The 5,337-nt window shown below is 40.6% G+C and carries 8 protein-coding genes; 5 read left to right on the top strand and 3 right to left on the bottom strand.

All coding sequences use genetic code 11. The features are described from left to right. Window positions 1-81: 81 nt before the first annotated feature. From NXS07_RS18445 to NXS07_RS18455, 3 genes are read right to left on the bottom strand one after another with little or no spacing between them, the layout of a single operon-like run. A complete protein-coding gene (locus NXS07_RS18445) occupies window positions 82-318 on the bottom strand; it encodes a hypothetical protein (protein ID WP_258087363.1) in 237 nt (78 codons plus the stop codon). A 26-nt stretch (window positions 319-344) separates the two neighbouring features. After that, window positions 345-566 (bottom strand): DNA-binding protein, encoded by a 222-nt coding sequence (locus NXS07_RS18450; RefSeq protein ID WP_258087364.1) that lies wholly within the window; start codon window positions 564-566, stop codon window positions 345-347. 7 nt (window positions 567-573) lie between these two features. Next, entirely contained in the window at window positions 574-759 is a 186-nt protein-coding gene (locus NXS07_RS18455) for a hypothetical protein (RefSeq protein ID WP_099124857.1), read from the bottom strand. Between the two features lie 60 nt (window positions 760-819). Here NXS07_RS18455 and NXS07_RS18460 point away from each other — a divergent pair, with 60 nt between their 5' ends. The 5 genes from NXS07_RS18460 (at window position 820) to NXS07_RS18480 (ending at window position 5,023) form a co-directional block, all read left to right on the top strand. Then, complete coding sequence (locus NXS07_RS18460) at window positions 820-1,188, top strand: helix-turn-helix domain-containing protein (protein ID WP_258087365.1); 369 nt, start codon at window positions 820-822, stop codon at window positions 1,186-1,188. A gap of 227 nt (window positions 1,189-1,415) precedes the next feature. Further along, window positions 1,416-1,772, top strand: a complete 357-nt coding sequence (locus NXS07_RS18465; protein WP_258087366.1) for a hypothetical protein — start codon at window positions 1,416-1,418, stop codon at window positions 1,770-1,772. A gap of 97 nt (window positions 1,773-1,869) precedes the next feature. Next, on the top strand, window positions 1,870-2,442 hold the full coding sequence (locus NXS07_RS18470) for a WYL domain-containing protein (protein ID WP_258087367.1): 573 nt from the start codon (window positions 1,870-1,872) through the stop codon (window positions 2,440-2,442). Further along, complete coding sequence (locus NXS07_RS18475; RefSeq protein ID WP_258087368.1) at window positions 2,433-3,434, top strand: phage integrase; 1,002 nt, start codon at window positions 2,433-2,435, stop codon at window positions 3,432-3,434. Before NXS07_RS18470 ends, NXS07_RS18475 begins: the two co-directional genes overlap by 10 nt. A gap of 326 nt (window positions 3,435-3,760) precedes the next feature. Then, window positions 3,761-5,023: a tyrosine-type recombinase/integrase gene (locus NXS07_RS18480; RefSeq protein WP_258087369.1), complete on the top strand. Its 1,263-nt coding sequence runs from the start codon at window positions 3,761-3,763 to the stop codon at window positions 5,021-5,023. Window positions 5,024-5,337: the final 314 nt, after the last annotated feature.

Below are 5,337 nucleotides of genomic sequence, written 5' to 3' on the forward strand. Positions count from 1 at the left end.
ATTGAAACTAAAGTCATCATCAAAGGGTTTTCTTTCTTAGTGCCGGTTACTTTAATTTTGCAAAAGTCAGCACTGGTGACTTTATACTGATGCTGCACCCTCTTTAATTCGTTCATGGATTTTTATCCTGTACCGTTGATAACAATACCGTAATGCTTCATTACGTGAATCAAATTGTCCGTGACAATGTTCGCCGTCTTCAACCTGATAACGCATATTCAAACGAACCGCGTTCTTCGGTAATGGGCGAACTAAGAATGCACCAAATTTGACTCTACCTTTATTTAATTCCTCTAGTGTTGGCATAATATTTCGCATGCTTATTACCTCTATTGGATAATTTATTAGCTATTATTAATTGCATCTTTCAACATGGCGATCATGTTGACTTCGACCATCTCTTTGCCCCTTTTCTTTGGCCTGATGATAATGCGGCCATCAGCAACCATTGCACGGCAGGTGCTGAAAGGGATCTCTGTAATTTCTGAGTACTTTTTTAATGAAACGTATGCCGACTCAACGTTAACGGTGATAGAGATGTTGTTTACATTGTTGATTGTACTCATACACACCTCACCGGAAGTTCTGTACAGCACTAAGGTAAATGATGCGAGCCATACTGGATACAGAACGGCTGTCTTTTTTTGCAATAGCCTCCAACTCTTCACGCTCATCGACTGATAACCGCATAACGATAGGATTTTTTGAGGCGATTCCTCGCGGTAATCGTGACCGTCTAATATGCTTATTGAGTGTCATGATGATATATTGTGATCCACTAAGTAACGATACAAATAACTTTAAGGAAGAATTATTCCTATGTCAACTCAAAAAGAGGAACTTTCATTCCTAATCGGAAAACGATTAAGAGAGGAAAGGGAAAAATCAGGTGCAAGTCAGGATTCAATGGCTAAAAATTTTGGTGTGTCTACAAGAACTTGGGGAAAATATGAAAGAGGAGAAACAGTTCCCGATGCTGCAATGCTTTCCATGCTTTCTAATGCATATGGCTTTGATATCACTTACATCATAACTGGAATACCAACAGCACCAGTAGCTATTTCCATGGAAGAGCAAAAATTAATTGAACACTATCGCGCTATGAGCGAGGAATCACGCTTAAACATGCAAGCTGTGGGATCTGTTTTTGCGCAATCAGCATCGGATAAACGCACAAAAAATGGATGATTAATATTGATACAGATAGTGTGCATTTTGTTCATTGTTTTATAAACCCTAACTTATGGCACAACTCACTGTAATTAAAATACCAAACAAAATAATAACACATTGAAATTGTGATCTATGAATATGTTTCCTCTGTGTCGCAATGCTAAATTACGAATTCGTAACTATTTGTTTTTTTTATGTTACTGAACGCAATTTAATCAAATCAACACAGGAGATACTTTACGATGAGTACTACAGGAAGCAGAATCGCAGAGGAACGTGCACGTTTAGGATTCAGCCAGAGTGAGTTTGCAAATTTAGTCGGATATTCGCTTATTCAGCAAATCTGTTATGAACGTGACGAAATTCCTCTGAGTGGGTTGTATTTACAGGCATTAACAAAACACAGCGTTGATACACTTTACATCATTACAGGGAACAGGCTTCATCCTATAAATATATCAGCAGAGGAACAAGAAATAATAGAAAACTATCGCGCTATGAATGAGGCGCACCGCTTAAAGATACTGTCGGCTAGCGATACGATTGCATACAAAAGACCTGATGAACGTATAAGGTACAAATATCTACAGTCTCAGTAATTCTATGATTATCGGACTGTAGATATTTGTCTCTTGAACCGAAAAGACTACAAGAATTATTTCATAAAGTAACAATCAATAATATAAGGATAAGGGAATGATTGAAGTTATCGCAGCTTTTTTATTTGGCTTTCTACTTTGTGCTTTAACTACACGTTCAATTGCAAAAGAAAATAAAGAGCTAAAAAAACGATTGGGAATCGATGATGGAACAACAAAAAAATCAAAAAAACAATTAAAAAATCAGACTGGAAAAACAAACGTACAGGATGAAATATCCAAGCTACGCAAAATCGGTTCTGCAAATAGGAAAAGCTCAGCAAACACATATCGTAATGCGCATGAGTGGAGCGAGTCTGATGAAGAGGATGAATCACTACTTAATGAATTCAAAGATAACTTATCAATAGTATGGGCTGATGCACCTATTTTAATTGAATTTAGCTATAGCAATTCAGGTGATAAGAGAATGGTTTCATTAGAAGAGATTTCTATTAACTCAGCTGGCGAACCTTATTTGCTCGGATACTGTATGGACGCAGATGGAAACAGGACATTCAAAGCCGAAAGAATTACTTCAAACATTCAATACAACGGCAAACAGTACAGTAAAAGAAAATTCTTTGATGATGTTTTAGGTTTGAATTCTGAGAGGTTTTTATGGCTGTAAGCAAATTACCTAACGGTAAGTGGCAATGCCAATGTTTCCCTGACGGCCGTAATGGCCGTCGTGTCAGACGCCAATTCACAACAAAAGGTGAGGCGATGGCATTCGAACGGCAGCTAATGCAAAAGCAAACTCTTAATATTGATACTTGCGGTATACAGAAATTAGGCGATTTGGTTAACCGTTGGTATGAACTGCACGGAAAGACGCTGAAAGATGGAGAGGGTCGCAAAGCAAAATTAGAGGCGGTTTGCGAACGTTTGAATAACCCTCTCGTTACCGATTTCGATAAAAATATGTTTGCTGTTTATCGTGAAGAACGATTAAACGGTAAATGGAATGCCAAAGGACGAAAGTCACCCAGCCAGTCTACTGTGAATAGAGAACAGTCATATCTTCATGCTGTCTTTGCAGAATTAATCCGTTTAGATGAATGGAAAGGAGATAATCCGCTGGTTGGTATTAGGCAATTCAGAGAAGCCGAACAGGAACTGGCATTTCTTTATGCAGATGATATCAAGCGGTTGTTAGTTGAGTGTGATAATTCATCCAACAAAGATCTCGGCCATGTTGTTCGTTTATGCCTTGCCACAGGAGCACGCTGGAGTGAAGCACAAAATCTGACTCAATCCCACGTGATGAAGTATAAAGTTACCTATACTAAAACCAAAGGGAACAAAAACAGAACCATCCCGATATCCCAGCGTTTATATGATCGTCTTCCGAAAAAGCGTGGGCGATTATTTAATAACTGTTATGACACGTTCGAAACTGCGGTGAAAAGGGCCGGTATTGATTTACCTGATGGGCAGTCAACTCACGTTCTGCGACATACATTTGCCAGTCATTTTATGATGAATGGTGGCAATATTCTGGTTCTACAGCGCATATTAGGGCATAGCACAATTAACATGACTATGCGTTATGCACACTTCGCACCAGACCATTTAGACCTCGCTTTAACACTCAATCCTTACGATCAACTTGAAGAGTAAAATCGATGGCAGCAGTGCCAAATATATAGCAATAAATAGTGACATTTGGCAAGGTTAACGTTTTGATTTTACTTAACTTATTGTTTTTAAAAAAGGTGGGCTAGTCTTTAAAATCCCTCGGCTTTATGGCTGTGCGGGTTCAAGTCCCGCCCTGGGCACCAAACATAAGTTTACTAACGTCTACTCTAGTAAACTAACTCCTAGAAAGACCTGATAAATCAATCAGGTCTTTTCTTTTTAGGTCTACTCTAGTCTATTGCAATCAACGTGCACGGCGGGGCATAATCAGGGGCACCTACACTTCTATTTTAAATGTGCCCCTTATAATGAAACTAAACGCACGACTCATCGAAACAGCAAAACCCAAAGGAAAAACCTACAAACTCGCTGATGGCGGCGGTCTCTATCTCGAAGTCACGGCTCGTGGATCTAAATACTGGCGTATGAAGTATCGCCGACCTACCGATAAAAAAGAAGACCGATTGGCTTTTGGTGTCTATCCAGTTGTTTCTTTAGCCGATGCCCGTGCCAGACGAGACGAAGCCAAGAGGCTGATTGCTCAGGGCATTGATCCCAAAGCCGAGAAAAAAGACGCACACGTTGGAGCAAAGGGAAAATATACCTTTGAAAAAGTCGCCCGTGACTGGCATGCCAGCAATAAACGTTGGAGTGAAGATCACGGCAACCGTATCATGCGCAGCCTTGAGCATTATATTTTCCCTCATATTGGCAGGCTAGATATTTCCACTTTGCGGACAAGCCAGCTTTTAGCCCCGATCAAAACCGTTGATACCGATGGCAAACACGACATTGCCCAGCGATTACAGCAACGTGTCACTTCCATCATGCGCTACGCCGTCCAGAATGATATTCTTGATTCTAACCCAGCTAATGATATGGCTGGCGCACTTTCTACTGTCAAAGCCAAACACCACCCCGCTCTGCCTCACGAACGTTTACCCGAATTTTTAACTCGCCTTTCTCGCTATCATGGACGTTTGATCACTCGCATTGCGGTAGAACTGACATTACTAACCTTTGTCCGTTCCAGTGAGCTGCGATTTGCCCGTTGGGAAGAACTCGACCTTGAAAAGGCGGTCTGGAAAATCCCTGCCACAAGAAAAGCTATTGAGGGCGTTAAATTCTCTGAAAGGGGCATGAAAATGAAAACCGAGCATATTGTACCGCTAAGCCGCCAGGTTGTTACCCTATTCAAATCATTACGCGAGCTGAGCGGTGAGTGTGAAGTGATGTTCCCTAACGATCATGATCCACAAAAAGTCATGAGTGAAAGCACCGTCAATAATGCTTTACGTGGCATGGGCTACGATACCAAAACAGAGGTTTGCGGGCATGGATTCAGAACAATGGCTCGCGGTGCAATGGGTGAATCAGGATTATGGAACGATGATGCCATCGAACGCCAGTTAAGCCATGTGGAAAGGAAAAACGTCAGAGCTGCCTATATTCACACATCTAAACATTTGGACGAACGGCGGCTGATGGTGCAATGGTGGGCGGATTATCTGGATGCCAACCGGGAAAAACATATCACGCCTTATGATTTTGCTAAGAAACGACGGAAGTAATACTAAGTCATATCCGAAACGCACTGAGTGAATGATGATTTTTTGGGCTTTGTTGGCACTGCCAACAAAGGCTGGTTTTTATACAACACATAGTTGTATTAATATAATGTTAATACACATTATGTACTGCCAAGGGATCAAACTTTGTGATAACAATTAATGAAATAAAAGAAGAAGCATTTAAGTTTCGTAACTTACTTGAAAATTGTGATAAATCAAAAACCGAACTTGTCCTAGTACTACAGCCGTAATCCATCATGTGCCATGATAGGGCTCTTCTTCCTTAAATAAAAGGCGGTGTCACATGCCATCCC

The organism is Xenorhabdus bovienii (genome assembly GCF_024721015.1).
GTDB classification, from domain to species: domain Bacteria; phylum Pseudomonadota; class Gammaproteobacteria; order Enterobacterales; family Enterobacteriaceae; genus Xenorhabdus; species Xenorhabdus bovienii.